We start from the raw sequence: 23,165 nt of genomic DNA, 5'->3' as shown, positions 1-23,165 counted from the left end.
GACGAGTTGCGGGGCCGGGGACGGGGCCAGGACGGTCGAGGACGACGCCGTAGGGGCGGTGGATGGTTCGGGCCGGGCGTGCGTGGTGCGGCGTTCGAGCATCGAGATCGCGATGAGGAACGCGGCGGCTGGGGTGGCGGCGGTGATCCAGCCCCAGACGGTCGGTGTGGCTTGGGCGAGGTTGGCGGCCAGGGACAGGGCGATGCCGCCGGTCAGGACGAGGACGGGCCAGGAGACGGGGCCGCGCCGGGTGCGGTGGTGCTGCTTGTCGCGTTGGCGTTCGCGGGCGGCCATGACGCAGGTCAGGTCGATGCAGACGGCGACGGCCCAGGACATCCAGCCGGTCTGGCCGTGCTGGGTGGCGGTGTCGCGGATGTGGGTGAACGATCCGGCACCCGCGATGGCGGCCAGGACGAGGACCGGGCCGGTGTCGAGCAGTCGGCAGGCGAAGCGTCGCATCGTTCCTCCCTCCCTTGGGTTCAGGCGTTGACGGGGTCGGTGACGTGGGCGGTGATCTCCTCCCAGGGCGGGGTGAGGTGGGCGTGGGTGCGGGCGGCGTGTTCGGCGGTGGCTTCGGTGACGTAGAAGGAGCGTGCGCGGTACCACTGGCCGTCCTGTCCGGCGACGATCGCGACGCCGGGCGTCTCAGCGGCGATGGCCCGCGCGGAGACGAGCGCGGCGGGGTCGAGGTCGCCGAGCGTCATGGTCGCGGTCTCCGGGTCGTTGACCCGGTGGCAGATCCGCCCCGAGCACTGTGCGCGGAGGGCGGTGACGCCAGGTCCGAGGTCGGAGCCGATCCGCTGTCCGCAGCAGAACAGGTAGATGCCGAACGCCCGCCCGAGCTGTGCCACCCGCAACAGCGCGGTCGACGTTTTGGTGATCTCGTCTTTCTCGGACTTGTCGGCCATCAGGTACAGCTCGGCGAGCTCGTCGACCAGGACGACGACCGGGGCGGGGCGGATGGCGGGCGGGAGTTGCCAGATGTTGCGGGCGCCGGCCTGGCGACACAGCCCCATGCGGTCGATCATCAGTCCGACCAGGTCGCACAGCAGATCGACGGACTCCGCCCGTGAGGTGGCCAGCGCTGACAGCCGGGGCGCGTACGGGGTGAACTCGACGCCGCCTTTGAGGTCGAAGCCGACCAGCGCCACAGGCTGTGGCGCGAGGCCGACGATCAGGGCGTTGGCGAGGTTCGACTTGCCGGACTGTGTTGCCCCGGCGTTGAGCCAGTGCGGCACCGTGCGGAAGTCGATCACCCACGGCTGGCCGGTTTCCAGCCGTCCCACGGTCACCTTGAGCAGGTCAGACGAGACCGGACACTGGTCGACGGTGACCAGCGGGTCGCGCATGGTGGCCATGAGCAGGACCCGGCCGGGCCGGGGTGAGGAGACGCGTACGGCGTGAATGCCCCAGGAATGGGCGAGGCGTTCGGCGGCGTCGGCGTAGTCGCCGGGGGTTTGGCCTTCGAGGGTGTGCAGGGTGACGCGCCAGCCGTGCCGGGTCGGCAGGGGCAGCCACATGAATGGTTTGGTGTCGACGGCGACCCGTTGGAAGCGGCGGCGGACTTTGACCAGGCCGGTGGAGGCGATCGCTCCGGGGACGGTGGTGAACCACCAACGTTGGCGCTTCTTGGTCAGCCCACAGCCGAGCGCGACGCGCCGCCAGGACGCTCGTACGGACAGGGCGATGAGCGGGAAGCCGACGGCCAGCCAGAACGAGCGGTAGTGGTAGCGGCGCCAGGCCCACAGCCCGGCCGCGAGGGCGGCCAGGACTGCGGGGACTGCGAGTACTTCGAGCGTGTCACGCATCGGCGGCCTCCCGTACTGGGAGTAGGGCGTTGGCGCGGTAGGCGATGCCCCATCGGCCGGCGATCTCCCAGACGTAGCCGAGCAGGCCGACGGCGTTGACCTGGTCGCCGACGGTGATGGGTGGTTCGCCGGTGATGCCGATCTTGATGAGTTCGATGCGGCCGAATTCGTCTTCGACCGAGACGGTGATTTCGTAGACGGTGTTGCCGTTCTTGTCGGTCTTGATTTCGCCGGTGTCGCGGTTGAGCACTCGGGGGCGGGGGGCTTTGACGCAGGTGATGGCGAGTTTGCTGATATCCACGGGGATCGGGATGGAACGCATGGGCGGTGACCTCCTCTTTCGTCGTGAGCAACATAGTTAACCTAGTTGGCTCGGTTGTCAATGTTCCCTCGGTTGGCCAGGTCGAACATTCGTGGTGAGATAGAAGGGCGATGGTCAAAAACACCGGACGCCCCGGCTACCTCCAGATCGCCGACGACCTGCGCGCGCAGATCCACGGCGGATCCCTCGCGCCCGGCACTCCGCTGCCGTCCACCACCCGGCTCGCCGAGCAGTACGGCGCGTCCCTGTCGGTGGTGAAGCTCGCCGTCGGCGTCCTGCGCACCGAGGGCCTGGTGATCGGCCAGCAGGGCAAGGGCGTGTTCGTCCGCGACACCGCAGAGCAACCCCCGCAGGCCGGCGGCGATCCCGCCGGCGAGGTGGCCGAGTTGCGCGCCGCCGTACAAGACCTGTCGCTGCGGCTGGCCAAGGTCGAACAGCAGCTGGCTACGTCCACGACACGCCGCCCCGGGCGTAGCAGCCGGTGACCTTGCGGGCCAGCGACGCCGCCGCCCCGTCCGGCGCCTGACGCAGACTGAGCCGCTTGTCCTCCCGGCGGATGCCGACCAGCACCGCCACGTACCCTGCGAGCAGCGCGACGCCGAGCACCCCGGCGACGATCAGCGGAATCGCGATCATGACCAGGTCACCCCCGCCTGCGCCAGCCCACGAGGATCGCGCGGAGGACGCCGGTTCTCCGAGCGTCGCCGGTTGCGGCGGTTGCGGGCCCGCTCCTTACGCGCCCACCGGTTGCGGGCCAGGCACTTGGAGCATCGGACCTGGCCGTGTCCCAGGGCGTTGCCGCACTCGCACGAGGGCGTCTCGCCCGGGATGGTGATCTCGTTGTTCATGGCTGCATCCCCTCCTTCGGTTGGTGCCGTTGTGGCGTTGTGCAACCGAGGATGCGACGCAACGTCAGGACGAGATCACTACACGACGGGACATGTTCAAGACGTCCGGCCTACGATGGCCAGGTCCCCGGACGTCCTTGGGAGCAGGTGGAATGGCGAACGAACGGCTACGCGCGGCCCTGCTGCAAAAGGGCGTGAGCGTCGCGGACCTGGCCGAGGCGATCGAGGTCGACCCCAAAACCGTCGAACGGTGGATCACCAAGGGCCGCGAGCCGTACCGTAAACACCGCTTCGCCACCGCTTCCTACCTGGGCGTGGACGAGACCTACCTGTGGCCGCAGGCCCTCTCCCGTGAACAGGTCGTCGCCGCGTCCGAAAGCGAAGTCCTGGCGATCTATCCACACCGCTGGGCCGTGCCCCGGGACGCGTGGGGACGTCTGTTCACCGCCGCGTCCGAGGACATCGGCGTCCTGGTCTACAGCGGCTTGTTCCTCGCCGACGACGCCGCCATGGTCCGCCTACTGGGAGAGAAGGCACGGGCGGGGGTACGGGTGCGGATCCTGCTCGGCGACCCCGACTGCGCCCAAGTCGCGCAGCGCGGAGCCGACGAAGGCGTCGGGGACAGCATGGCCGCGCAGATCCGCAGCGCCCTGGTCTTCTACCGGCCGCTGTTCGGCCTGGACAACTTCGAGATCCGGCTGCACCAGACGATCCTGTACAACTCGATCTACCAGGCCGACGACGACTACCTGGTCAACATGCACGTGTACGGCACCCGCGCCGGAAACGCCCCCGTCCTGCATCTGCGCAGAGTGGCCGGCGGGGAGATGGTCACCACCTACGCCGACAGCTTCGAAAAAGTCTGGGCCGGGGCCGTCCCCGTGGAGACCTGACCATGGCTAGGCGCATCGATTTTTACGACGACCCCGACGCACCCGCCCCGAACAGCCTGGTCCCGTCCGTCAACGTCATCGTCACCAACACGGCCGGCGACCTGCTGATGATCCGCCGGACCGACAATGACAACTGGGCCGTGCCCGGCGGAGCGATCGACCTGGGCGAGTCCATCCCCGCGGCGGCCGTCCGGGAGACGTTCGAGGAGACGGGCGTCATGTGTGAGATCACGGGCCTGGTCGGCACCTACAGCGACCCCCGCCACGTCATCCTCTACACCAGCAACGGCGAGGCCCGCCAAGAGTTCTCCATCGTCCTGACCGCCCGCGCCACGGGCGGCCAGCCGACCCCGAGCGAGGAGTCCCGAGAAGTCCACTGGGTGCCCCGGGACGAGGTCACGTCGCTGCCGATGGACCGGTCGATGCGGATGCGGATCGAGCACTACCTAGCCGGAACGGATACGCCGTACATTGGCTGATCTTGGCCGACAGGATGGGAGCGACTCGTGGATCCGTGGCTTGACCCAGCAGAGATCACCACCGAACGCTTGAGCATCCGGGCGACAACCCGCGATGACCTGCCCGTGATGGAACGCACATGGCTGGACCCGAAGGTCCGCCGCTATCTGGGTGGTCCCATCTCCGCTGAAATGCTGGAGCGTCGGCGTCAGACACAACCAGGACGTGGCATGTTCACCGTCACTGTCGACGGGGCGACGGTCGTGGGCTTCTGCACCTACGGGCGTACCGAACAGGGTGACCTCGAACTGTCCTACAGCTTCCTGCCCGAGCACTGGGGACACGGCTACGCGCGTGAGGCGTGCGCAGCCGTGCTCGGCTGGGGCTTCGCCAACGTCGCCGGAACTGAGCGGATCGTCGCCATCACCCAAGCGGCCAACCTGCGCTCCATCCGCCTCCTCAAGGCGCTGAACATGGTGAAGGTCGATGAGTTCATGCAGTTCGACGCACCGCAAGTCATGTATGCGGCGTACTGCTGAGTGCCGCCTCCACCGTGCGGACCGACGACACGATGCACGGGGTCGCGTCGGTGATCGACCGGCTCACCACATGCTCAGGCCCGTACCGGGAATGGATCTCGGCCAGCCGGTCAAGCACATCGAGGTGCCGGCCGTCCGGATCGGTGGTCATGTCGCAGTACGTCAGCGCCCGCGCCAGGTCCGGCCGTTCCTGGTCGAACTCCTTGGCCAGCACGTCGAACAGGTCCCTCTGCCGGGCCTCGTTGTCCGCGCACGAGTGGTACGCGACCAGGCGGCACAACCGCTCGTCAGCCCCCGCCACGTCGCGCAGATAGCGGGCGCCGTCGAGCTGATGCATGCCGGTGTCGACCAGGTCCGGCGCGTAGCCGATGTCATGCAACAGACATGCCGCCAGCAACGTGTCAGCATCCGCGCCCAGGACCGGGGCCAGGGATTCGGCCCGCTCGGCAACCCCCTGCGTGTGTGCCCATCGCCGGGGCAACGCCGTCTCCAGCAGGTCCTTGGCCAGGCCATATGCCCATTCGCTATGTCCCACAGGGCTCACGATAGGCATCAGGGACATAAGCGGAGCAGAGGGCAAGGCTGGACGTCCTGGGACGTCCTGCCTCACCGGCGTTCCCTACCGGACGAACCGCCCCCGGCCATGCTCCACCACCACCAGCCCTTCGACCTCCAGCACGGCCAGCGCCTGCCGCACGGTGGTCCGCGACACCTCGAACTGCCGCTGCAACTCCGCCTCACTGGGCAGCGCCGCACCAGGCGCGAGGTCCCCGCGCTCGATCTGCTCACGCAACCGCGCGGCGATCACCTGATACCGGTACGGAGCCGCCGGGCTGTCCCCGACCACCACCCGCCCCTTGGACGGGACCGTGACCAGCAAGCCCTCCTCCTCCAGCAGGGCCAGGCCACGCCGGACCGTGTTCCGCGCCACCCCGAACACCCGGCACAGCTCCGCCTCCGACGGCAACACATCACCCGGCGCGAACTCACCCGCCCGGATCCGCTCCCGCAGCCGATCAGCAACCTGGGTATAAACCCGCCCGCCGGTCAGCCACCGCCCCGCCGCCACCGACTCAGCCGCGGTAGGCATCAAGCATCTTGTTCAGGTCGACGCTCAGATCGCCCTGCTCGCCCTCGCGCCACCCCTTGCGCGCGGCCTGCTCGATCCGGTCCACCGCAGGGGCCATCTGCAGGAACGAGACCCGCTCGTCTTGCTGATCGCCCCAGTAAAACCAGCAGAACGGCAGGTGCACGAACACCCGCCGCATCCTGCACCGGCAGTCGGTCACGTCCAAGGCCGGCCGCCCATCCTGCGTGATTACCAGCACATGCGTGACACCCCGCACGTCCAACTGCTCGCCCAACGCGACCAGCAGCCGCTCCGCGTAGACCCGTTGCTGCTCCTTGATGGACTTGCTCGTCTGCACCCTCGGCCTCCCTGACGTCCTCTTGCGGGTTCCTCGTGTGCGTCGAGGTTCGCCCCGCAGCCGGGGGCAGGAACACCACAACTTAGGGACGTCTAGGGACGTCTGATGCTAACGTCGCAGAGCAGGGTCGTTCTGCGAGAGGAACAGACCGGTCATGAACAACAACCTCCGCTACGCACTGGCCGCCGCCCGGCTCAACTCCACCGACGTCGCCGCCGCCCTCGCCGTCGACCCCAAAACCGTCACCCGATGGCTCCAGGGACGCGTCCCCTACCCCCGCCACCGCTGGGCCGTCGCCGACCTCCTCCACGTCAACGAAGCCGACCTCTGGCCCGAAGCCGCACCACGCCACCAAGCACTCGCCGACGGCATCCACGCGATATACCCTCACCGCTGGGCCGTCCCCCAGACCGTCTGGCGAAACCACTTCGACAATGCGCGCGAGGAGATCGACATCCTCGCCTACAGCGCTCTATTCCTGGCCGAAGACGCGGCGATCCTCAACACTCTCCTTGAAGGAGCCGAGGCTGGCGTCAAGGTCCGCATCCTCCTGGGCGACCCCGAGGGGCCGGAAGTGGCCGTACGGGGGACCGACGAGGGGATCGGTGCCGAGGTGATGACAGCCAGGGTTAAGAAGGCCCTGATGCTGTATCGGCCACTTGCGAACGTCAACGGCGTCGAGATCCGGTTGCACCGCACCGTCCTCTACAACTCCATCTACCGTGCCGACGACGAACTGCTCGTCAACGCTCACGCCTACGGCTCACCAGCAGCCAATGCCCCCGTCATGCACCTCACCCGCAGCGACCACCAAGGGCCCGCAGCCACCTACATCACTAGCTTCAACCACATCTGGAACAGCGCCCAGTCTCACGGCACGTAGCTCAAGCCTCCACAGACACAGCTACGACCCGACACAGCTACGATCCGACCAGAAAGCAACTTCTCTCCACGTCATCAAGGCCGCCCGCCTGCGGCGGTCGGCGGCGCGTCCGGACGGTCTGCTGGCCGCGCTGCGGCTCTCCGGCCGGTCGCGGCCAGCACCGCCCACGCGCGAGGGGCACCGAGCAACCGACTCCAATCGGAAGATCACTGGCAGGCCCGAAGGAGATCCCTCTACTCCAGGCCCGCCAAGCCTCGACCCAGCGGAAGGGGCAAGACATCCATAACCTACCGGCGTATCCGCAACGGTCAATAGCCCTCTGGACCCGCGGCCACTGACTCGGTAGATCGTCCTGTGCGCGATGTGGACGAACTCGGCCGTCGGCACCAAGTCGACCCGGCCAGTTGGCGTGGGACATCGAGTATTCGCGTGGCTAGCGACGACACTTTCGCCCCGCCAGTGGGGCCTTCGATGAGCCTCGCTGTCTTGTGTCGCCCGTCAGCGCACTCCTCACTTGAGCCGTTACGCTCTACGCGTGGATCCGATCACCAGCACTGAGACCCGGCGCCAAGCTGCTCTCGGCAAACTAGACCCGAGTACCCAAGCGGTGCTCGGGCAGTTCTTCACTCCCGTGAAGGCTGCCACGCTGATGGCCTCATTGCTTCGAGTCGAAGATCTCAGTGACACAGTCCGGGTACTCGATCCAGGAGCTGGCGCCGGGTCTCTGACCGCCGCCCTCGTTGATCGACTGCATACCGAGTGCCCCGACGTTGCGGTCCACGTCGTGGCCGTGGAAACCGACCCCTTCATCACGCCCTACCTACGCGCCACTCTGGAGGAATGCCAGGCTGTCTACGGCATCTCCTACGACCTGGTCGAGGGTGACTACTTGCTCGACGAGAGCGCCCAGTTGGATGGCCCTTTCGACTTCGTGATCGCCAATCCGCCGTACGGAAAGCTTGCCGCAGATTCGCCCGCACGGCTTGCAACGACAGCGCGCGCCGTCGACACCCCCAACGTCTACGTGGCCTTTTGGGCACGAGCAGTCGCTTCACTCAAGGAGGACGGGCAGGGAGTGTTTATCGTTCCCCGCTCATGGGCAAACGGTACTTACTATCGCCCGTTCCGCCGCTGGCTACTATCGACCGCAAGTCTCGACGTTCTCCACGAATTCGAAAGCCGCACCAAAGTTTTCGCGGACACGAAGGTAAAGCAAGAAAATGTAATTGTCGTTTTCAGTTTGAGACCCCAAGCTTCCAATGTGACCCTCTCAAAATCGGTTGCGCACGACGAGGTCCCCATCGCACGCTCTGTTCCGTTCTCTGCGATTGTCCAAGATGAAGACGATGACAAAGTTGTACACTTCATCGAAGGAGCATCAGTACCCTCGGCTGCGAGATTCACTTTGTCCGACCTCGGCATCGACGTCAGCACAGGAAAGGTGGTCGATTTTCGCAATCGCCAATACCTGACCGATAACCTCAACGCCCCCGGCGTCACCCCAATGATTTATCAGTCAAACATTCGATCGGGCGGGATCGATTGGCCACAAGTGAACGCGAGAAAGCCGCAGGGATTCGTTGCCCGCGACGATGCTGCAATCCGCCAACTCCTCCCTCAAGGTCCGTATGTTGTCGTGAAACGGCAAACTGCGAAGGAGGATCCCCGACGTATCGTAGCTGCACTCTGGGATGGACCTAGTAGAGTTGCATTTGACAACAAGACGAACTATCTGCATGAATCGAATAGTCCGCTCGAGAGAAACCTTGCCCGCGGTCTCATGCTCTGGCTTAACTCGACCGTATTGGATCGATACTTCCGAGCATTCTCGGGCCACACCCAGGTCAACGCGGGCGACCTACGCCGCCTCCCGTTCCCCTGTCGCGAGGACCTCGTTCTTCTCGCTAAGGCCGCGCCCGACGGCTTGCCCGACCAGGAGACGTTGGACGCCGTGGTAGCCAAACTCTTCCCGGAAGTGCCAGACTCCACCGCGTGACCGCTAGCAACGACATCGACGAGACGGTAGCGACCATCGACACCGCACGGGCGCTGCTGAAGAGCTTCGGGTTCGACGCACAGCGATACAATGTCCGCAGTGGCGTGACGCTGCTCGCGCTTGCTGGCCTGAAGCCGGGAGACCGCTGGGCCGACTCGACCACCCCACGTCTCGGCGTGCAGAAGATCATGGACTGGTCTGGCGAGCACTGGGCCAAGCCCTACGCCACTGGTAGCCGGGAAGATTTCCGCAAGAAAACCCTGCGTCAGTGGGTTGATACCGGATTCGCGGTCCTCAATCCGGATAACCAAAATATCGCCACAAATTCGCAACTCAACGAGTACTGCCTGTCCGACGAGGCAGTTGGAGCAGTCAGGTCATATGGTACGGACGCTTTCGAGAATGCTCTTGTTAGCTTTCTCAATGAAGCGTCGGAGGCAGTTAAAGCGCGGGCGGAAGCCCTCCATGCCGCGATGATCTCTGTTGATTTGCCTGACAGGGAGGCGTTCCTACTCTCTCCCTCCGGGCAGAATCCGCTGCTAAAGAAGATGGTCGAGGAGTTTGTGCCACGCTTTGCGCCCGACGCGAAGGTGCTCTATCTCGGAGATACCCGCGGAAAACAGTCTCTCTTCGAGGATAGAATTTTTGAGGAGACGCTTGGGCTGGCTTTCGATCCCCACGGGCGAATGCCGGACCTTGTCCTATACGACGAAGCCCGTGGGTGGCTCTTCCTTATGGAGGCCGTAAAAAGCAAGGGTCCGTTCGATGACGAGCGCCACCGTAGCCTACGAGAACTATTCGCAACGCCTGTAGCGGGACTCGTCTTCGTAAATTGCTTCGAGAACCGTGAGGCGATGCGCCAATGGCTCCCCGAACTTGCGTGGGAGACTGAGGCTTGGGTGGCGGACGATCCTGATCATCTGATTCACCTAAACGGCTTACGCTTCCTCGGACCTTATGAACGCTAGTACGACAGCCGGTCTTTGTGACGTCGGAGCGGCGGCGCGTGACAGGGCTGGTATGGGCGCGATGTTGGTGTCGCAGGCATCGAGGAGGGACACGATCGACGCGGCGCTAGGCACGCTGTCGGGTGAATATGTCGACTTCGCGTTGGTGAGGCTCGGCGGCGGTCGCCCTCTGGCTACGGGGCCGGTGCGGTCGAGGCCGTGGCGATCGCCGCCAAGCCCCACCCTCGACGGGTCGTTCTCCAGCGGCCACTTGCGGATGTTGGACGGGCCGGACTCCGCGGCCCCGTTCAAGAGCGGCGAGCCGTTCATGATGATCCCGGCCCGCCCGCACCGTAGCGGAGGGGGTCGACAAAACGCGAGCACGAGGGTCAGGGCAGCCTCGGCGAACTACTCCTCCCACAGGCCACACGGGATCGGGCACTCTGAACCACCGCGGCCGGTGCCCAGATCCGGCGCGGGCGGATATCAGCGATCCTTCGGGGTCACACGCGATCGGCTGCGCCGAACCTGAACCCGCTCCGGCCTGGGTCCGCGGCTACGAGAAGGTTTCAGTGGGACCGACGCAGCGCGGGATTATGACAGCCCCGTCGCAACGGGGCTGAGGCCGTGACGATCGCGGACTTCGTTGCCCATCTCACGGGCTGGGGCGATCGCCGCCAAGGCCCTCCTTCGTCGGGCCTCGGCACTGGGCACAGCGGTATCTGTGACGGCACGCAGCGGAGATAACCGCTCGTATGCCTTCGCCTGAAGAGCGGAAGGAACTGGACATCCCGGAGAGGGTTCCTGTGTTCGTCAATAAGCAGTTCTCTAAGCGGAGCCGTATCTTGCCGGCTGACCGCACAACCCCTCGTCTGGAGCGCCGACAAGAACCCCTAGGGCCTGAGCTGACGCAGAGATGGTTGCTACGCGGATGGGTTGGTCGGACCAGGCCCTGCAGTCGCTTCCGCCCAGTCCGGTCGAAAATGATGCCTAATTACACACCCCGAATCTCGCCGCTGCACGCTCCACGAACGCGTTGCACGAAGCTCGACGAACCATGCACAACACCGATGGACTCCACCTGCCAACCTGGCTACACTGTTTGCCTCTAGGATGCGCTTAGCCGTATGGATTGGATTGCTTCATGGCTGACTTCGAGAAGCTCAGTGAATCAAATCGAAATAAGGCCATCGAGGATTTCCGAAAGGCCCAGTCAGCCTCCGTTCTTGAGGTCGCCGATCAGGGATTGCTAACGCTAGCAAATCTTGTAGAAGGCGGGGCGATTGATATATCGCCGAACTTCCAGCGTCGCGACAGGTGGAATCCAGAGAAGCAGTCCCTCCTGATCGAGTCATTCCTGTCGAACATCCCCGTGCCCCCGGTCTTTCTGGCCGAAGATTCCGCCAAACCAGGCACTTACGCGGTCATCGATGGCAAGCAGCGCCTAACTTCGATCGCCTTATTCTTTCAGGATGATCTCGTCCTACGCGGGCTCGAGCGACTGCCGCTACTAAACGGCCTAAAGTATAGCCAGCTTCCAATCGAGATCCGCAATGCGCTCGGCATGAAGTCTCTCCGAACAACCACACTGCTCCGCCAATCCAATCCAGATCTAAAGCATGAAGTTTTCTTGCGCCTCAACACAGGCGGCGAGATTCTCAACACTCAGGAGATCCGCAATGTAGCCTACAGAGGTCCGCTTAACGACCTCGTCTACGAACTGGGCCAGAGCGAATTCCTTAGGCAACAGTTCAAAGTTATTCCTCCAAGTTCTCCAGGGTATCGACAAATGGTCGATGCCGAGTATGTGCTGAGATTTCTCGCCCTCGCCAATTCATGGAAGTCATTTCGTGGAGATCTGCGAGGCGCCATGGATGAATTCATGTCCAATAATAGATTCGCGACCCCGGAGAAGATAGAGTCATACAAGCAGCAGTTCAATAGCTGCATTATCGCAGCCGAGGCAATCTGGCAGGAGAGGGCGTTCAAGAGGCCCGGAAGGGATCAAGCACTTGCAGGCCTTTATGATGCACAGATGATTGCTCTCCATGAGGTTGGCCACGCTAACCACGAGATCCTTGTCAGGAGAAGATCTGAAGTAGTACGCGCCACCGATGCTCTTTTTAACAAGCCGTCTTTTGACGAAGCAGTTAGGATCGGCACCAACACCCCAGGTCGGCTGTATTCTAGGGTAACCGAGATGTCTCAGCAGTTGAACCGATTTCTGGACGGTGCGTCATGAGCGGTGACGCCCGGCGAGAGTTTTTGAGCGGGGTTGAGGCACTACAGAAATCCCTAGGCACACCACTGGTTAGCGGAGGCGATGCAGTTGGAGAATTCCTACGCCGAGGGCTTGCTATCGTCAGCTATAACCTGCTCGAGGCATTCGTTTCGAGTCGACTTGTTGAGATCGCAGATCACATCAATAGTGGTATTGCCCACTTCTCCGATCTACCCGAAAACCTGCAAAGGGCGTCTGCGCTGGATTTGCTTAGCGTAGCCAATTCGAAAGCCAGGCGGGCCCGGATGGATGTTCAGGCGGCCGTGGCGTTCGCCGGATCGGTAGGCGCGAGTCTAGCGGCCAACTCCGGCCCTATTCGCCTTTCGCCATTGATGTGGGAATGGGAAGGGAGCAATATGAATGCGGAGGACGTTCAGCGGGCCCTCCGCTTATTTCATGTTGAGAAGCCATGGGAGACAATTAGAGAGGTCACTCGCCGCACCGGATTTCACATACCTGACCCGAAAACCACTCTAGTGGGGTTGCTGCGCGAAAGGAATCTGAGTGCGCACAGCTCCTCATATCCAGTCTCCAATCTCTGGATCAGAGCCGTCCCCAATCAGCTACAGACACTCGGGATGAGTTTCGATATCTTGATTTCGATAGCAGCCAATCAGATCAACCTAGCAAACTCCGCATTTTTTGGCGACGACAAATGGATCACTCCAAGCAGACTGTCGTTTCGATTTGTGAGAGAACGCGTGGCAACTTGGGCCGAAATACTTGAAGGAAAAAACAGGGCGGCACATGTTAATCAAGATAGAGAACTCGCCATAAGGAACGCGATTCTAGCTTCGAAGGGCAAGTTTGAAGTAGTAATAGTACAGAACTCATCTATGCAGGTCATTGACTGGGTCTATCCAGATCTTCCATAGAGCCGAACGATTCCTAGTAACCAACCACGATTGACCCTGAGTTCTCATGGCTGAAGCGCTCCACCCACACGTTTGCCGGATGATCGTCCGACGGAGCACAAGATCGCTCAAGCAGAGACGCGCTTTTGAGCCTCGCATGGTCTCACCGCCCATGTCGGCAGCACAGAGGAAGCAGCGCCGGCCGTCGCCAAGCTTTGCTTTCGTTCCGTCGCTGTTCCGTGAGAGGACCAGCACCAGCGAGAACTGACGCGAGACGCCCACAAGAGTAACTGCTGCTCATCAGCATGATCAGGCTGTAGTCGCAGGTGATCACATCGCGGGTCGGAGATCACCCAGATCTACGAGGGCACCAACCAGATCCAGCGCATGGTGATGGCCCGGCAGCTGTTGAAGTAGGCAGTTGAGGTGTGGGAACGCCGCCTCCCATGGTGGGCAGGCGGGGTTTCCTGGTTTCGGAAAGGGCTCTCCTTTAGGGATGCAGCCGTTCGTATCGTTGTGCGACGGCTGGAGTTCTGAGCGGGTGACCGGGCAGGAACCGGGCGTGCGCGGTGACCTGCTGGCCCTCATGGACGGTTTGCTGGGGGAGCTGGCGGCCCTCGGCGTGATCGCGGGCTTCTTGGCGAGCCCGTACCGGATCACACGCATCCGGCCTTGCCTATCTTGTCCGTCCGGGCGGGCGTATTGCCATATCGGCCCTCCAGAGGTGGTGCCCGTGAGCGGGCGATCAGCCGCGGGGGGTTCGCCCAAGGGCGGCGGATATGTCCAAGGGCGGGATTCACCTAAGGGCGGGATACGCCTCAGGACGGCGGGTTCGCCCCAGGGCTTCCGCCGGGTGGCCACGTTGGTCGCGCGCGCGAGGGTGCCCGCACGTGCCTGCGCGAGTGCCGGGACCGCCCGTCACGGCTGGGTGAAGCGGAGCATGTTGCCGGAGGGATCGAGGAAGGCGCAGTCGCGGACGCCGTCGGGCCGGTTGATCGGTTCTTGCATCACCTCGGCGCCCGCGGCCGCGATGAGCTCGAAGGTGGCGTCGCAGTCGTCGGTCACGAAGACGAGGTGGCCCAGCATGCCATTGCCCATCAGGTCCTCGATCGCCTGCCGGTCGGCCGGCGAGACACCCGGGTGCGCGCCGGGCGACTCGAGGAGGATCTGCACGTCCGGCTGCGACGGCGGCCCGACGCTCACCGCCCGCGTTCGCCCGGATCCGACGTCATCGCGTACCTCGAAGCCGAGCAGATCACGGTAGAAGCCGAGCGCCTCGTCAAGGTCGCGGACGGCGAGAGCGCAAGACGAGACCTTGAGATTCATGCTGCTCACGCTGCGGACCGGCCGGGGAGTACGGGTCATCGCTGCTGCCCTTGTCGTTGGCTCGGAGAAAGACGATGTCGAGGTCGCGGAGCCGGTCCGGGTCGGTGTCGATGGTGATGCGGGTGATCATCCCCGTCGCCGACGGTGAACGTGAAGACGGCCTTCGGCCGGCCGCGGTGCGACCAGACGGCCGAGGGGACGCCGTCGACCAGTGCCGGCCGGGCGGCCTGAGCTCGTCTGGTGAAGAAGGCCGCCACCGCGTGGCCGCCGCGGATCTCGCCGACCACGACGTCCGGATCGAGGAGTTCGAGCAGGGCGGCGAAGTCCCCGTTCCGGGAGGCCGCCCGGAAGGCGTCGACGATTTCCCGCTTCTGGGATCGTGCGGTGTCGGATGCCCCGGTGGCTCCTCGCACCCGGCGCCGGGCCCGGCTGGCGAGTTGCCGGGCCGCCGCCGGGGAGCGGTCCATGATGGCGCCGATCTCGGCGAACGGCACAGCGAAGATGTCGTGCAGGACGAACGCGAGCCGCTCGCGGGAGTCAGCGTGTCCAGCACCACCATCAGCGCGACACCGACGGAATCGGCCAGCAGCGCCTCGTCCTCGGGGTCGGCCTGGCCTGCCGGGTGGATGCCCGCGTGCGGCGCGGCCGGCTCGGGCGGCAGCGCGCCGGCCGCCTCCTCACGCCGGGACCGGCGTGCCTCGAGCATGTTCAGGCAGACCCGGGCGACGACCGTGGTCAGCCACCCGGCCGGATTCTCCACCTGGCCGGTGTCGGCGCGACTGACCCGCAGCCACGCCTCCTGCACCGCGTCCTCGGCCTCGGCGGGTGAGCCGAGCATCCGGTACGCCACCGCCTTCAGACGGTCCTGGTGCTCGGCGAACCGCTCGCTCAGCCAGTCCTGCTCAACCATCGGTCACATTCCTCCGCCGCGGCCTGTCATACCAATTGACCGGCGAACCCACGCCGATGTGACATCCGGGCCCGGCCCGGATGTCCCCGCCCGCCCGCACCTCGGCCAGGGAGGACCAGGGAGACAAGGCATGAAAGCGTACGTCAGCTCGATCCTCCTGGGCGTCTTGCCGTGGGGCGGGTACGGCGGCTCCTTCGCGGGCCCGGACGGCTCCATCTGGAGTCTCGGCTACAGCGCCCAAGGAACGGCCCAGGGAACGGGCCAGTCCTACGCGGAGTAGCCGCCGGGAACGCCTCTGACCAACCCTTCGCAACCATCAGGAGAGAACCATGTCACTACAGGTGAGCGCCATCATGCTCGGCGTCAAGGACCTGGCCCGCGCCAAGAAGTTCTACGCCGAAGGCCTGGGCTGCGAGATCGACAAGGACGCCCAGGGATTCGCCCTGCTCAGCCTGGGCGAGGGATCCCCGCAGCTGGCTCTCTACGAATGGGAGGCGGCGGCACAGGACGCCGGCGTCTCCCCGGAGGGATCCGGATTCCGCGGTGCCTCATTCCACATCAACCCCGACTCCAGGAAAGTGGTGGACGAGATGATGCGCAACGCGGTGGCCGCCGGCGGGAGCGTGGTCAGGGAGGCGGCTCCCGCCGAGTGGGGCGGGTACTTCGGCTACTTCAGCGACCCGGACGGCTATCTGTGGAAGGTCACCACGTACGGCTCCTGACGGTCGAGCCGGCTCACGCAGGCGGTGGACCGGGCGTGTCCCCGCCTGCGTCCGTGTCCCCGCCTGCGTCCGTGTCCTCGCCCGCGTTCATGGCCACCGGCAGCCGTACGAATCCTCCGGACCAGAAGACCAGCGGCGGCCGGCGCGAGAATCCGAGGTCGAGCACCGAGCCGATGAAGATGGAGTGGTCTCCGACGGCGTGGGTGCCGATGAGCTGGCACTCCACCCAGGCGGCCGTCCCGTCGAGCACCGGTGCGCCGGTGCGCGGGCCTTGCCGGTGCGGCACCCCGGCGAACTGCGCGCGCCCGCGCGGCCGCGAGCGGTCCGCGAAGGCGCGCGCGTACCGCTCCTGATCTCCCGCGAGCACGGAGACGCCGAAGCAGCCGGCCGTCATGAGCCGGGCGTGCATCGACGCGTTGCGTCCGACGCATACGAGGATCGTCGGGGGGTGCAGGGACACGGAGGTGATCGAGTTGGCGGTCATGCCGTGGGGCTCAGGACCGCCGACGGTCACGACGGCGACACCGGTGGCGAAGCAGCCCATCGTACGGCGGAAGTCGACGTCCGCGGGCGCGAGGTCGGCGGTCATCTCAAGGCGCCATCAGTTGCGAGGGGTTGGACCATCGCCGGACACGTCCGGCCAGCCAGACGTGATCGTCGTCGAGGGACAACACGAGGCCCGCGTCGTGGAACACCTCGATCGCCTCGTCGGCGTACCACGACACGTCGGGACGGAACACGCTGGTGCCCGATGCCCGCTCGACGAAGTGGAGATGCACGTGATCGGTGAGGGTCAGCACCAGGCCGGCGTCGCACCGCTGGTCGTGGATCTTGATGAAGCCCGGTCCCTTGAACCAGCGCAGCCGGCCGAAGCGATACAGGGCGCGCCACTCGGCCTGGGTCCTGTCGTCCAGTCCCGACTCGGGAGCCGGCAGGTGGGTCAGCAGCGTCCAGTCGGGGACCCGGTCGAGCAGCGTCGCAGGCGCGGCCCAGCGGACCCGGAACCCCGCGGATTCGAGGTCACGGAGCGAGGCCAGGAGGCGGCAGAGATCGGCCGCCGCGGTGCCATCGCGGCCGTCGACGAACACCGCACGATAGCCCGCCTTCCACAACGCCGCCACGTCGGGGACGTCCTGCGGGACGGTATTGGGAGGTGGCAGCCCCAGGTCCGGGCCGTCCGTCGTCAGCTGCTCTGGCCGCACCGCGTAGGTCGCACTGATCATGAGGGCACCTCGACTCTGCTGGTGGCCGGATCGACGCCCGCGGTCGAGAGGCGGACGATCAGACCGCTGTCGTCGGTGAAGCAGAGCCCCCGTTCGGTCCAGTCGGAGAGCAGGCTCTCGACCTCGGCCTCGGGCGCTCCGACGCGCCTGGCGATCTCCCCGCGTCGGCGTGGTGCTTCCAGCGCCGCGTACAGCGCTCTCTCCAGCGGATCCGTCAGGATGTGCGTGCTCCACGCGAAATTCGGTCTGCTGTTGGCGATCAGGTAGGAGCCGTCGATCCTCGAATAGTGCACGAGGGAGGACTCGGGGAACACCTTCCGCCAGTAGTCGGCGAAGCCGGATACGCGCCCGGCGACATCCGGTTTCGCGGCGATGCCCTGCGCCTGCGACCGGAAGACGTACGCGAGATCGTCGAGCTCTGTGAGCGGCAGGTCATAGGAGATCCGATAGCGGGAGTGCGGCCCGCGATTCGGCAGTCCCAACGCCGGATCGTTGAAGTAGGGGCTGAAGCGTTCCAGCAGGATCCGCCCGACATATCCGGGAGGAGGCAGGTGGACCAGGGACTCGGCCGACTCCAGCACGTCGGTGTAGTCGCGATCCCGCTCCCCGGGGAAGCCGTAGAGATAGTTCCACAACACCGTCATCCCCAACTCGTCCGCGTCGCGGAGGAACCGTACGCACTGCGCGCCCGACACGCCCTTGTCCATCAGACGCAGCACGCGGGAGGAGAGGTTCTCGATTCCGGGTTGCACGCAGACCACGCCGGCGTCCTTGAGCGTCCGCAGGTCATCGTGCCGGAGATTCGCCTTGACCTCGAACATCACGTGCAGGTCCAGATCGCGAGCGGCCAGATCGGTCATCGCGGTGCCGATGTAGCCCTGGTCCAGGATGTTGTCCACGGCGTAGACATTCAGGCACTGGTGTCGCTCCGCGAGCTCCACAAGCTCGTCGACGAAGGATCCGGGAGACTTGCTGCGAAAGGTCATCATCGAGCCGTTGAGGCCGCAGAAGGTGCAGTGGTGCCGCTCGCCCCACCAGCAGCCCCGGCTGGCCTCAAGCACGAGTTTCGGCGAGTGGTGTTCGGCGACCCGGCTGCGGGCGAAACGCTCGAAGAAGGCATCGAAGTCCGGCCTCGGGATCCGCCCCGGCGGCACGAACCCCGATCGCATCGGATTGGCGAACAGCTCGCCGTCGTGCCGGCCGACCAGGCCGGGGACGGCCCTCACCGCGGAAAGATCCGAGCGGTGCAGGCCCTCCAGGAGCCGCGGAAGGGCATCCTCGCCCTCACCCCGGACGACATAGTCCACGAAGTCGAAGTTCCTGGCCACCGCCTCACCCATGACGCCGTCGCAGTTCGCCCCGCCGAACACGGTGATCAGATCCGGCTTCAGCCGCTTGAGTGCCTTGGCGAGAGCCAGGCTCGCGATGTTCTGCTGGAAGACGCTCGAGATTGCGACCACGTCCGGGCAGGTGCGGGCGATCCGCTCGGCGAGCGGGTCGATGAACTCCGGCGCCAGGCGATGCAGCGTCACGCATTCATCGACGTCGAGACCCCAGTTCTCGGCATAGGTCGCGAAATCCGGCGTGTTCCAGTCCACGCCGTTGAGCGCCGACGAGAAGATCCAGTCACCCGCGCCCGAGAAGTAGGAATGCAGCGAATGGACCTCATACCGGTCCGGGTCGTACTCCAGTCGCTCGGCGAGGAACTCGTACCAGGCGATGTTCGCGTACTCGACGTCCACCCGCTCGACGCAGGCGGTCCGTTCGCAGACGGACGTGAGGACGCCGAGCGCCAGAGAGGGCAGGTCCAGTTGCGCCCATGGCATGGACACCAGGCACACCTTCATCTTGGGCATCGTGGGGCACCTCCTTCGGGTCGTGTGGTGTTCCGTGACAGGGGGAGCCGGGCCGTCAGGCCGTAGCCGAAGGTCCGCCAGCCGTCGGACGAGCCGGGGACCTCCGGGGTGGTCGAGGTGCCCGTGGCCATCGCGAACGGGGCCGGCCAGAGGTGTTCGTACGGTGCGGTGTAGATGTCGTTGTCGTCGGCGAGCCCGCCGCGTCGAAGCCCCATGCACAGTTCGGCCCCGGCGTCGCGGCAGGAGAGCATCATCCAGCGCTGGTACGGATCGCCCATCGTGAACCACCGGAGCATCGCGCAGGAGGCTGCCTCCGCCCACACCGCCGGATCGTCGAGGCGCAGGTAGCCGCAGAGCTCCAGCGGCAGCCGCCAGCCGAGCTCCATCCCCTCGGCCAGCGCCGCGTCCAGGAATTTGCCGAAGTCCCGTTCCCACCTCGCGTCACGGACCTGGGGGAGGCTCGGCATCGCGAGCTCGACGTCACGGCGCAGGCTCCGGAGCGTCAGTGCCGCGATCACCCGGGCGCGTCGCCGGACGGACGGCGTGCCGGTGTCGGGAACGCCGCCCCAGAACGTACGGAACCGGGGATCGGAAGCGGACCGGGGGTCAGGCATAGAGCTCACCGACCCATCGCACGTCCGCCAGCCAGGATGCGGCATCGAGCACGCTCTCGCGTTCGACCACCATCGTGGGCGGCAACCAGCCCTGCTGTTTCATCGTGTGCACATGCGACCGTGAGCGTTCGTCCAGCGGGCAGTCGTGGGTGTCGACCAGCATGGCCGGGTCGAGGTCGGAGGGCCTGAACCCGCTGACGTGTCCGGCCGCCACGAACGCGCGCACCCCGGGCTCGCCCCAAAGGTCCCAACGGTCACCGCCGTTCTGCTCGGCGATCAACGCATTGCTCGCGTCGAAGAGGATCCGGATGCCGTGCTGCTCGCAGAGTTCCCGGAAGTACGACACCTGCCCGTCCCCGCGCGGGGACTCCGAGGCGAAGTTCTCCAGCAGCAGGGTCGTGCCGAGCAGCTCCTGCCACCGGGCCGCCCGGCCGGCGACAGACGGGTCGGCGTAGTCGATCTCACGCACGATCGGCAGCCTGCGCCCGTGTTCGTCGGCGGTGACCAGAAGGTGATCCGAGACGTAGAGCACCTCGAAGCTCGCGCACCAGTCCCGGACACGGGCGGCGAGGTCGGCGAGCCCGCGCGGATCGCGGTTGGCCCAGCCAGAGTTCATGATGTGGATGCTGATCGGTACGTCGCCGATCTCGGCGCGGACGTCGCGTGGTTCGAGATGGAGGAAGTTGTCCAGCAGGAGTTCGAAGAACCCGACGGCCGGTCGCAGCTCGACGCCGGCACCATGGGCGATCTTCCAGCTCTCCGGGCAGGTCACGTTCAAGCCGGCGGTCATAGCCTTTCTCCCTTCGGGGCGTCGACGACCTGCAGGATGAACAGCGTCGTCAGAGCCACGGCACAGCTCAGGGTGTAGCCGAACGTGCCGATGAGATCGACACCGCGTTCCATGACGAAGGGGGCGATGACCATCGATGCCCCCAGCATGCCGCGATAGGTCGCCATCACCTGCAACCGGTTCGTCGCGCCGAACTCCTCGGTCATCATCGATTGGCGGGCGACCCGGCCGAAGCCCTGCGGGAGCGAGAAGAGGAACAGACACAGCCACGCCGGATATCCGTCGGCTGCGAACGCGAACAGCAGCAACATGATCGCCCGGAAGAGGGGTTCCAGGCGAAGTGCCGTGGCATAGAGGCGGTGGCTCGGCGCCACGGTGGCGAGAAGCGACCCCGCGATGGTTCCGGACATCAGGGCGGCCATGCCGATCGCGACCCAGGAAGGCGGCCACGTCTCCTGGACGGCTCGGACCGGCAGGCTGTAGATCACGCCGAAGACGATGAGATTGGTCGAGACCTGAACGAGAACCGGACCGCGGGCCCGTCGCGAGCGCACGATGTCGCGGACACCGCCGAACCTGCCAGGCCGGCCGGCGCCGGTCGTTTCCGGTCCGTCCGCGGGCGAGAGCGCGCCGATCGCGACGGCCATGGCGATGCCGCCGGCCGCGCTGGCCGACGCGTACACCAGGCACAGGCCGCTCAGATCGAGGAAGCCGAAGGACAGGCCGGCGATGGCCGGACCGGCCGCGGCGCCGGCGGAGGTCACGGTCGCGCTGATGCCGATCGTCCTGCGCCGGCGGGTGAGGTCAGGAAGGATTTCCGGCAGGCTGCTCATCCACGTCGCGTTGACGATGATGTTCGCGACGGTCACCACAGTGAGTGGGGCGTACACGAAGAACGGGCGAGCGCCGGCGTCGGCGAGCCCGGTGGCCAGGGCCACGCCCGCCAGTGCGCCGAGCGCGGAGCCCAGCAGGATGGCCGCTCGCGGGCTGAGCCGCGCCAGCAGGAGCAGCCGCCCGATTCCGCCGGCGAGCAGGAACGGGACCCCGGCGGCGAGGCCTATCACGCTCAGGCTGATCGCCGATCCGGGCACCGCTGCCGCCATCAGGACGGCCGCGTCCGCGATCCGCCCGCCCACCGTGATGGCCGCCAGCATCGTCACGCAGGTGCCGATGTGGACCACCCGGGTGCCGGCGACGTGGGTCTCAGTGCCGGTCTCAGTGCCGGTCCTCGTGTCGCCCTTCGTTCCGGTCCTTGTCATGGCAGCAGGGCGAGCGCGGCCCGGTCGAGCGTCTCGTCAAAGGAGGGGGGCGTGCTGACGACCGCAGCCGTCGTCTCGCGCAGTCGCCCGGTCAGTCGCTCGATGCCGTGCCCGCCCATCGCGGCGAACAGCAGCGTCACCCGGCCCGCGGCCGCGGTCGCACCGATCGAGATCAACGACTCGCCCACGTGGCGCCACGTCATGACCTCAAGGGGATCGACTCTGATCAGTTCGGTGGCCCAGCGGTACAGATCATCCGCATTCCGTAGGATCCCCGCGAGCTTCATCTGCGACTCGCAGACGATCTTGTAGTTCTCGGCCGCCAGCAGGCCTGAATACGGCGACATTTCCGCCGACAGCGTGGTCGCGACCTCCGCGGCCCGCACGCAGTCCGCCATGGTCGAAATGGCCGACACCGGCTCACCCATCCGGATCTGCAGCAGCGCCCGGACGCGGTGGAATCGGGACTCCAGCAGCGCGTTGAGGAACAGCGTGTCGGAGCCCAGGCTCGCCAGCGCCTTCTCCGCCGCTTCCAGAGACCAGCGGGCGCGGTCGGCATCCCGGGCGACCCGCAGGTAGGTGGAGGTCAGTTGGATGAGCGAGTTGAGGCCGACGTCGGGGGTGGACTCCAGGCCGACCCGGGCGAGCCGGTCCTCGACGAACTCGTCGTATCCGCCGAGTTGCCGCAGGCCTCGCGTGGCCTGATACCACATCATGCCGCCGTCGCGGTCGGCGTAGCCGTCTGGCAGCCGCTCGATGATGTCCGGCAGCAGGCGCTGCTCGGAAAGGCAGTTGAGGGTGGCGATCACGGCCGCGATCCGGGACGGAGGAAGCTCGCCGAGACGGTCGAGATCGGCCTGCAACGTCCGCAACGGCGCTGCATCGAATTCTTCGGCGCAGGCGCCGAAATCCGGGTCGAGGCCGAACGACCGGCAGGCGTTGTAGCGCACATTCGCCGGATACATGATCGAGGACCAGGGCAACCGGTGTTCACCGAGATCGCCCGAGGCCAGGTGGATCGCATGCTGGAGATGAACAGGCGCGTCCCGGCCCGGCGCAGGCGCTATCAGCGGCAGCCAGCGTCGGAGGGCGTAGGCGCCGCCGACATCGGTCATCGGAAAGTGTCCTTCGGTGCGTTTGGATGAGCACCCGGCGCCGCCGGGAACGCAGGCGCCGGGTGCCCGGGAATCAGTAATTCATCATGCAAC

The 23,165-nt window shown here is 65.8% G+C and carries 28 protein-coding genes and 2 pseudogenes; 12 read left to right on the top strand and 18 right to left on the bottom strand.

Annotated elements, in window-relative coordinates:
- The 3 genes from E1294_RS17060 to E1294_RS17050 all read right to left on the bottom strand — a co-directional run.
- On the bottom strand, positions 1-459 hold a 459-nt coding region (locus E1294_RS17060; protein ID WP_132509504.1), incomplete at its 3' end, for a DUF2637 domain-containing protein.
- Positions 460-479: 20 nt separating this feature from the next.
- Positions 480-1,808 carry an FtsK/SpoIIIE domain-containing protein gene (locus tag E1294_RS17055; protein WP_132509503.1) on the bottom strand — a complete coding sequence of 443 codons (1,329 nt, stop codon included), beginning with the start codon at positions 1,806-1,808 and terminating at the stop codon, positions 480-482.
- Complete coding sequence (locus E1294_RS17050; RefSeq protein ID WP_165977328.1) at positions 1,801-2,130, bottom strand: SCO3933 family regulatory protein; 330 nt, start codon at positions 2,128-2,130, stop codon at positions 1,801-1,803. Before E1294_RS17050 ends, E1294_RS17055 begins: the two co-directional genes overlap by 8 nt.
- 110 nt (positions 2,131-2,240) lie before the next feature.
- Here E1294_RS17050 and E1294_RS17045 point away from each other — a divergent pair, with 110 nt between their 5' ends.
- Positions 2,241-2,615: a winged helix-turn-helix domain-containing protein gene (locus E1294_RS17045; RefSeq protein ID WP_132509502.1), complete on the top strand. Its 375-nt coding sequence runs from the start codon at positions 2,241-2,243 to the stop codon at positions 2,613-2,615.
- Here E1294_RS17045 and E1294_RS17040 read toward each other — a convergent pair.
- Together E1294_RS17040 and E1294_RS17035 are read right to left on the bottom strand one after the other, a co-directional pair.
- A complete protein-coding gene (locus E1294_RS17040; RefSeq protein ID WP_132509501.1) occupies positions 2,575-2,766 on the bottom strand; it encodes a hypothetical protein in 192 nt (63 codons plus the stop codon). The two genes, E1294_RS17045 and E1294_RS17040, sit on opposite strands and share 41 nt — an antisense overlap.
- Positions 2,763-2,978 (bottom strand): hypothetical protein, encoded by a 216-nt coding sequence (locus E1294_RS17035; RefSeq protein WP_132509500.1) that lies wholly within the window; start codon positions 2,976-2,978, stop codon positions 2,763-2,765. The genes E1294_RS17040 and E1294_RS17035 overlap by 4 nt, the downstream gene beginning before the upstream one ends.
- Before the next feature lie 152 nt (positions 2,979-3,130).
- Between E1294_RS17035 and E1294_RS17030 the strand changes: the two genes are divergently transcribed.
- The 3 genes from E1294_RS17030 to E1294_RS17020 are packed head-to-tail and all read left to right on the top strand — an operon-like array spanning position 3,131 to position 4,869.
- A complete protein-coding gene (locus tag E1294_RS17030; RefSeq protein WP_132509499.1) occupies positions 3,131-3,871 on the top strand; it encodes a helix-turn-helix domain-containing protein in 741 nt (246 codons plus the stop codon).
- Positions 3,872-3,873: 2 nt separating this feature from the next.
- Positions 3,874-4,350 (top strand): NUDIX hydrolase, encoded by a 477-nt coding sequence (locus E1294_RS17025; protein WP_132509498.1) that lies wholly within the window; start codon positions 3,874-3,876, stop codon positions 4,348-4,350.
- 27 nt (positions 4,351-4,377) lie between these two features.
- A complete protein-coding gene (locus E1294_RS17020; protein WP_132509497.1) occupies positions 4,378-4,869 on the top strand; it encodes a GNAT family N-acetyltransferase in 492 nt (163 codons plus the stop codon).
- Here the strand turns inward: E1294_RS17020 and E1294_RS17015 are convergent.
- From E1294_RS17015 to E1294_RS17005, 3 genes are all read right to left on the bottom strand, one after another.
- Positions 4,847-5,404 (bottom strand): HD domain-containing protein, encoded by a 558-nt coding sequence (locus tag E1294_RS17015; RefSeq protein WP_246083065.1) that lies wholly within the window; start codon positions 5,402-5,404, stop codon positions 4,847-4,849. The genes E1294_RS17020 and E1294_RS17015 overlap by 23 nt on opposite strands.
- An 84-nt stretch (positions 5,405-5,488) precedes the next feature.
- The gene (locus tag E1294_RS17010) at positions 5,489-5,959 is read right to left on the bottom strand and encodes a winged helix-turn-helix domain-containing protein (protein ID WP_132509495.1); all 471 of its coding nucleotides are present in this window, start codon (positions 5,957-5,959) and stop codon (positions 5,489-5,491) included.
- Positions 5,943-6,296, bottom strand: a complete 354-nt coding sequence (locus E1294_RS17005) for a hypothetical protein (RefSeq protein ID WP_132509494.1) — start codon at positions 6,294-6,296, stop codon at positions 5,943-5,945. Before E1294_RS17005 ends, E1294_RS17010 begins: the two co-directional genes overlap by 17 nt.
- Before the next feature lie 154 nt (positions 6,297-6,450).
- On the opposite strand from E1294_RS17005, the gene E1294_RS17000 reads away from it, so the two are divergent.
- The 6 genes and pseudogenes from E1294_RS17000 to E1294_RS16970 all read left to right on the top strand — a co-directional run.
- On the top strand, positions 6,451-7,179 hold the full coding sequence (locus E1294_RS17000; protein ID WP_181958510.1) for an XRE family transcriptional regulator: 729 nt from the start codon (positions 6,451-6,453) through the stop codon (positions 7,177-7,179).
- 535 nt (positions 7,180-7,714) lie between these two features.
- Positions 7,715-9,175: an Eco57I restriction-modification methylase domain-containing protein gene (locus E1294_RS16995; RefSeq protein WP_165977327.1), complete on the top strand. Its 1,461-nt coding sequence runs from the start codon at positions 7,715-7,717 to the stop codon at positions 9,173-9,175.
- Positions 9,172-10,143, top strand: a complete 972-nt coding sequence (locus E1294_RS16990; RefSeq protein ID WP_132509492.1) for a BsuBI/PstI family type II restriction endonuclease — start codon at positions 9,172-9,174, stop codon at positions 10,141-10,143. The genes E1294_RS16995 and E1294_RS16990 overlap by 4 nt, the downstream gene beginning before the upstream one ends.
- A 1,123-nt stretch (positions 10,144-11,266) precedes the next feature.
- A complete protein-coding gene (locus E1294_RS16980; protein WP_132509490.1) occupies positions 11,267-12,364 on the top strand; it encodes a DUF262 domain-containing protein in 1,098 nt (365 codons plus the stop codon).
- Positions 12,361-13,278: a hypothetical protein gene (locus E1294_RS16975; RefSeq protein WP_132509489.1), complete on the top strand. Its 918-nt coding sequence runs from the start codon at positions 12,361-12,363 to the stop codon at positions 13,276-13,278. The genes E1294_RS16980 and E1294_RS16975 overlap by 4 nt, the downstream gene beginning before the upstream one ends.
- Positions 13,279-13,593: 315 nt before the next feature.
- A pseudogene (locus tag E1294_RS16970) lies at positions 13,594-13,674 on the top strand (hypothetical protein); the annotation flags it as partial.
- A 501-nt stretch (positions 13,675-14,175) separates the two neighbouring features.
- Here E1294_RS16970 and E1294_RS16965 read toward each other — a convergent pair.
- From E1294_RS16965 to E1294_RS58075, 3 genes and pseudogenes are all read right to left on the bottom strand, one after another.
- Complete coding sequence (locus tag E1294_RS16965) at positions 14,176-14,583, bottom strand: VOC family protein (RefSeq protein ID WP_132509488.1); 408 nt, start codon at positions 14,581-14,583, stop codon at positions 14,176-14,178.
- Between the two features lie 35 nt (positions 14,584-14,618).
- Positions 14,619-15,077: a sigma-70 family RNA polymerase sigma factor family protein gene (locus tag E1294_RS58080; RefSeq protein ID WP_425465209.1), complete on the bottom strand. Its 459-nt coding sequence runs from the start codon at positions 15,075-15,077 to the stop codon at positions 14,619-14,621.
- Between the two features lie 254 nt (positions 15,078-15,331).
- Positions 15,332-15,421, bottom strand: a pseudogene (locus tag E1294_RS58075) (sigma factor); the annotation flags it as partial.
- 202 nt (positions 15,422-15,623) lie between these two features.
- On the opposite strand from E1294_RS58075, the gene E1294_RS52755 reads away from it, so the two are divergent.
- On the top strand, positions 15,624-15,773 hold the full coding sequence (locus tag E1294_RS52755; protein ID WP_165977325.1) for a hypothetical protein: 150 nt from the start codon (positions 15,624-15,626) through the stop codon (positions 15,771-15,773).
- Positions 15,774-15,822: 49 nt separating this feature from the next.
- A complete protein-coding gene (locus tag E1294_RS16955) occupies positions 15,823-16,215 on the top strand; it encodes a VOC family protein (RefSeq protein WP_132509487.1) in 393 nt (130 codons plus the stop codon).
- A 13-nt stretch (positions 16,216-16,228) separates the two neighbouring features.
- Here the strand turns inward: E1294_RS16955 and E1294_RS16950 are convergent, their stop codons facing one another.
- Genes E1294_RS16950 through E1294_RS16920 form a run of 7 tightly spaced genes read right to left on the bottom strand, consistent with a single transcriptional unit; the run spans position 16,229 to position 23,072 of the window.
- On the bottom strand, positions 16,229-16,804 hold the full coding sequence (locus tag E1294_RS16950; RefSeq protein ID WP_132509486.1) for a flavin reductase family protein: 576 nt from the start codon (positions 16,802-16,804) through the stop codon (positions 16,229-16,231).
- A 1-nt stretch (position 16,805) separates the two neighbouring features.
- Positions 16,806-17,438: a DUF5825 family protein gene (locus tag E1294_RS16945; RefSeq protein ID WP_132509485.1), complete on the bottom strand. Its 633-nt coding sequence runs from the start codon at positions 17,436-17,438 to the stop codon at positions 16,806-16,808.
- On the bottom strand, positions 17,435-19,294 hold the full coding sequence (locus E1294_RS16940) for a RiPP maturation radical SAM C-methyltransferase (protein WP_132509484.1): 1,860 nt from the start codon (positions 19,292-19,294) through the stop codon (positions 17,435-17,437). The genes E1294_RS16945 and E1294_RS16940 overlap by 4 nt, the downstream gene beginning before the upstream one ends.
- Complete coding sequence (locus E1294_RS16935) at positions 19,282-19,908, bottom strand: hypothetical protein (protein ID WP_132509483.1); 627 nt, start codon at positions 19,906-19,908, stop codon at positions 19,282-19,284. Before E1294_RS16935 ends, E1294_RS16940 begins: the two co-directional genes overlap by 13 nt.
- Positions 19,901-20,698: a multinuclear nonheme iron-dependent oxidase gene (locus tag E1294_RS16930; RefSeq protein ID WP_132509482.1), complete on the bottom strand. Its 798-nt coding sequence runs from the start codon at positions 20,696-20,698 to the stop codon at positions 19,901-19,903. Before E1294_RS16930 ends, E1294_RS16935 begins: the two co-directional genes overlap by 8 nt.
- Positions 20,695-21,957, bottom strand: a complete 1,263-nt coding sequence (locus tag E1294_RS16925; protein WP_132509481.1) for an MFS transporter — start codon at positions 21,955-21,957, stop codon at positions 20,695-20,697. Before E1294_RS16925 ends, E1294_RS16930 begins: the two co-directional genes overlap by 4 nt.
- Complete coding sequence (locus tag E1294_RS16920; protein ID WP_132509480.1) at positions 21,954-23,072, bottom strand: hypothetical protein; 1,119 nt, start codon at positions 23,070-23,072, stop codon at positions 21,954-21,956. The genes E1294_RS16925 and E1294_RS16920 overlap by 4 nt, the downstream gene beginning before the upstream one ends.
- Positions 23,073-23,165: the final 93 nt, after the last annotated feature.

The sequence above is a fragment of the Nonomuraea diastatica genome, from assembly GCF_004349015.1.
GTDB lineage: Bacteria > Actinomycetota > Actinomycetes > Streptosporangiales > Streptosporangiaceae > Nonomuraea > Nonomuraea diastatica.
The sequence above is the reverse complement of the archived record's forward strand: the minus strand, read 5'-3'. Positions and strand labels throughout refer to the sequence as shown.

What these genes read in the sequence shown, in the direction of transcription:
- E1294_RS17055 (WP_132509503.1), bottom strand. Translation starts at nt 1,808, where the DNA reads ATGCGTGACACGCTCGAAGTACTCGCAGTCCCCGCAGTCCTGGCCGCC.
- E1294_RS17050 (WP_165977328.1), bottom strand. Translation starts at nt 2,130, where the DNA reads ATGCGTTCCATCCCGATCCCCGTGGATATCAGCAAACTCGCCATCACC.
- E1294_RS17045 (WP_132509502.1), top strand. Translation starts at nt 2,241, where the DNA reads ATGGTCAAAAACACCGGACGCCCCGGCTACCTCCAGATCGCCGACGAC.
- E1294_RS17040 (WP_132509501.1), bottom strand. Translation starts at nt 2,766, where the DNA reads ATGATCGCGATTCCGCTGATCGTCGCCGGGGTGCTCGGCGTCGCGCTG.
- E1294_RS17035 (WP_132509500.1), bottom strand. Translation starts at nt 2,978, where the DNA reads ATGAACAACGAGATCACCATCCCGGGCGAGACGCCCTCGTGCGAGTGC.
- E1294_RS17030 (WP_132509499.1), top strand. Translation starts at nt 3,131, where the DNA reads ATGGCGAACGAACGGCTACGCGCGGCCCTGCTGCAAAAGGGCGTGAGC.
- E1294_RS17025 (WP_132509498.1), top strand. Translation starts at nt 3,874, where the DNA reads ATGGCTAGGCGCATCGATTTTTACGACGACCCCGACGCACCCGCCCCG.
- E1294_RS17010 (WP_132509495.1), bottom strand. Translation starts at nt 5,959, where the DNA reads ATGCCTACCGCGGCTGAGTCGGTGGCGGCGGGGCGGTGGCTGACCGGC.
- E1294_RS17000 (WP_181958510.1), top strand. Translation starts at nt 6,451, where the DNA reads ATGAACAACAACCTCCGCTACGCACTGGCCGCCGCCCGGCTCAACTCC.
- E1294_RS16980 (WP_132509490.1), top strand. Translation starts at nt 11,267, where the DNA reads ATGGCTGACTTCGAGAAGCTCAGTGAATCAAATCGAAATAAGGCCATC.
- E1294_RS16975 (WP_132509489.1), top strand. Translation starts at nt 12,361, where the DNA reads ATGAGCGGTGACGCCCGGCGAGAGTTTTTGAGCGGGGTTGAGGCACTA.
- E1294_RS16965 (WP_132509488.1), bottom strand. Translation starts at nt 14,583, where the DNA reads ATGAATCTCAAGGTCTCGTCTTGCGCTCTCGCCGTCCGCGACCTTGAC.
- E1294_RS52755 (WP_165977325.1), top strand. Translation starts at nt 15,624, where the DNA reads ATGAAAGCGTACGTCAGCTCGATCCTCCTGGGCGTCTTGCCGTGGGGC.
- E1294_RS16955 (WP_132509487.1), top strand. Translation starts at nt 15,823, where the DNA reads ATGTCACTACAGGTGAGCGCCATCATGCTCGGCGTCAAGGACCTGGCC.
- E1294_RS16950 (WP_132509486.1), bottom strand. Translation starts at nt 16,804, where the DNA reads ATGACCGCCGACCTCGCGCCCGCGGACGTCGACTTCCGCCGTACGATG.
- E1294_RS16945 (WP_132509485.1), bottom strand. Translation starts at nt 17,438, where the DNA reads ATGATCAGTGCGACCTACGCGGTGCGGCCAGAGCAGCTGACGACGGAC.
- E1294_RS16940 (WP_132509484.1), bottom strand. Translation starts at nt 19,294, where the DNA reads ATGCCCAAGATGAAGGTGTGCCTGGTGTCCATGCCATGGGCGCAACTG.
- E1294_RS16935 (WP_132509483.1), bottom strand. Translation starts at nt 19,908, where the DNA reads ATGCCTGACCCCCGGTCCGCTTCCGATCCCCGGTTCCGTACGTTCTGG.
- E1294_RS16930 (WP_132509482.1), bottom strand. Translation starts at nt 20,698, where the DNA reads ATGACCGCCGGCTTGAACGTGACCTGCCCGGAGAGCTGGAAGATCGCC.
- E1294_RS16925 (WP_132509481.1), bottom strand. Translation starts at nt 21,957, where the DNA reads ATGACAAGGACCGGAACGAAGGGCGACACGAGGACCGGCACTGAGACC.
- E1294_RS16920 (WP_132509480.1), bottom strand. Translation starts at nt 23,072, where the DNA reads ATGACCGATGTCGGCGGCGCCTACGCCCTCCGACGCTGGCTGCCGCTG.